The sequence below is a fragment of the Oleiphilus sp. HI0117 genome (genome assembly GCF_001635235.1).
Genome location: NZ_LWGA01000967.1, coordinates 1 through 1631, shown reverse-complemented (window position 1 = coordinate 1631; position 1631 = coordinate 1). Strand labels below are relative to the sequence as shown.

The 1631-nt window shown below is 41.9% G+C and carries 3 protein-coding genes; all 3 read left to right on the top strand.

Annotation, left to right across the window (positions count from 1 at the left end):
* A partial coding sequence (locus tag A3757_RS17365) for a hypothetical protein (RefSeq protein ID WP_231878310.1) occupies positions 1 to 198 on the top strand: 198 nt, incomplete at its 5' end.
* 256 nt (positions 199 to 454) lie between these two features.
* Positions 455 to 1198, top strand: coding sequence for an acetoacetyl-CoA reductase (gene phbB / locus A3757_RS17360; RefSeq protein WP_068508748.1), 744 nt, complete (start codon positions 455 to 457; stop codon positions 1196 to 1198).
* 20 nt (positions 1199 to 1218) lie between these two features.
* Positions 1219 to 1548 (top strand): phasin family protein, encoded by a 330-nt coding sequence (locus A3757_RS17355; protein ID WP_068553374.1) that lies wholly within the window; start codon positions 1219 to 1221, stop codon positions 1546 to 1548.
* The last annotated feature ends 83 nt before the right edge of the window (positions 1549 to 1631 follow it).

Here is a 1631-nt window from a genome sequence, read left to right as displayed (position 1 = left end):
CAAAACAATGATTTTTCTTGGGTTTCTACCCAAATTGAGTCTTTGGTGAAAAAACTAAATGACCTGAACTTCAAACTCGACCATCAGCTAATTGAGACCGACCAACGAGAAGATATTTGCGCCCTGATTAAACTAGTTGTACAAAGCGCTGGCCACGAGTATTCCGAAGATATCACTGAGCGATGGAGAACGTGGTAAATACCTCAGTACCACTATTGCAAACCCAAAACCCCTCTTTGTATATATTTTGATCTACATCAATTATCTTTACTATTAATCAACCCTTCCATCCGCCATGTGATTCACATCAAAGCTTTCCCTAGTCTCTAGCTTCATGATGAGAAACTATAAGAACGACAAAAATCAGGTACATGCCGTAGAGTTTCAACTCTGTTACCTCTCTTTTCTTTCGTTTTCCGATTTTTGAATCTGAACTCACGATTAGGAGGCATATATGTCTAATGTAAACGTTGCTTTTGTCACGGGCGGAACCGGTGGAATAGGTACTGCGATCTGCCAAACACTACATGATGAAGGCTACACCGTTGTTGCTGCATCCAGCAGCCAAGAAAAAGCCGACAACTGGCAAGCGCAACTCAAAACACAAGGCTATGACATTAAAACCTGTGTACTGGAGGTTGCTGATTTTGACAGTTGTACCCGCAATATTCTTGATATTGAAGAAAGCATTGGCCCCATTGCAGTTTTGGTGAATACCGCTGGTATCACTCGCGATACCAGCTTAAAACGAATGTCACCACAAAAATGGCAAGAGGTCATTGATGTGAACCTGAGTGGAACCTTCAATACTTGTCGGAATGTCATCGAGTTCATGTTGAAACGCCAATACGGGCGAATTATTAATATCTCTTCTATCAACGGTGAAAAGGGCCAATTTGGTCAAGTGAATTACGCTGCCAGCAAAGCTGGCATTCATGGTATTACCATGTCACTAGCGCAAGAAGTAGCCAGCAAAGGCATTACTGTTAACACTATTTCCCCTGGTTATATAGCAACTGAAATGGTGATGGCGGTCGAAGAGAGTATAAGAAACCAAATTATCGCCCAAATTCCGGTCGGCAGGCTGGGTGATCCAAAAGAAATAGCGAGACTTGTTGCTTTCTTATCAGACAAACAGTCTGGTTTTATCACTGGATCAAATCTTTCCATTAACGGCGGTCAGCACATGCACCACTAGTAAATAACAAGGAGACATACATGAACGAATTTATCGATTCATTAAGCGAACAAGCGAAACGCTTTGTTGAGCCTGCAAAAGAAGTGAATAGATTGCTACTGAATAACGTAGGTGAGTTAGTTGATATTCAAGCGCAAGCCTTTGCAAACTACGCTGAAATGGGTATAGCCCAGGCAAAATCGGCATTAGAGATCAGAAATAGCGATTCACTGAACGCCTTTGTAGAGCAACAATCTGAATTTTCTGAGACTGTTCAAGCTCAGTTTAAGGGCGATGCAGAAAAGCTTACTGACTTGGCTAGCCAAACCGCTGAGGGCTTAAAACAGGTGTTTTCTAAAGAGACTGTATAAGCCATTCAACCTCAGTATAGTAAGTTCAACTATCAGGGGCGACTAACGCGCCCCTTATTTTCTTCGCTATTTCTAATTCTAAA